The 556-nt window shown below is 78.6% G+C and carries 1 protein-coding gene; it reads right to left on the reverse strand.

Going from position 1 to position 556, the window contains the following annotated elements; translation table 11 throughout:
* The coding region (locus G3573_RS21940; protein WP_205598446.1) for a prepilin peptidase at nt 1-418 on the reverse strand (418 nt) is incomplete at its 3' end.
* Between the last annotated feature and the right edge of the window lie 138 nt (nt 419-556).

The following is a 556-nucleotide window of genomic DNA, read 5'->3' on the forward strand; positions in this document are numbered from 1 at the left end:
CGGCCAGCCCCACGCCGAGCGGCGCGCCGGCAGTATGACCGGAGCCCGTGAGCCGTCGCGCGGCGATCCAGGCGGCCGTGCCGGCGGCGGCGGCGGCGGCGGCGAGCAGGCTGATCTCGGCCCCGAGCAGCGCCCCCATGGCGGCGGCCAGCTTGACGTCGCCGAGGCCGAGGCCGTCCTCGCCGCGCCACCACAGACAGGCCTGACGGACGATCAGGAAGAGGCCGCCGGTCACGACGGAGCCCACGAGCTGGGCCGTGCGGTCCAGCGGCGCGGGCGCGACCACGGCGACCAGCAGCACGGCGGCGACCAGGGCGTCGGGCACGATCTGCAGCCGCAGGTCGATCTCGGCGATGGTCAGGCACAGCACCACCAGCGCCGCCAGCCGGGCGGCGACCAGGGGCGGCGATCCGGCCATCAAAGCCATTGCCCCGACGAGGACGGCCGCGGCCAGCAGGAGGCCGGCCCGGCGTGCGGGGGGCTCCGCCGGGCCGACTTCTCCGCCGGCCACGCGCGCGGCGACGAAGACCGCCGCCGCCACCGCCGCCGGCACGGC

The sequence above is a fragment of the Caulobacter sp. 17J65-9 genome, from assembly GCF_010975005.1.
In the GTDB taxonomy this organism is placed as follows: domain Bacteria; phylum Pseudomonadota; class Alphaproteobacteria; order Caulobacterales; family Caulobacteraceae; genus 17J80-11.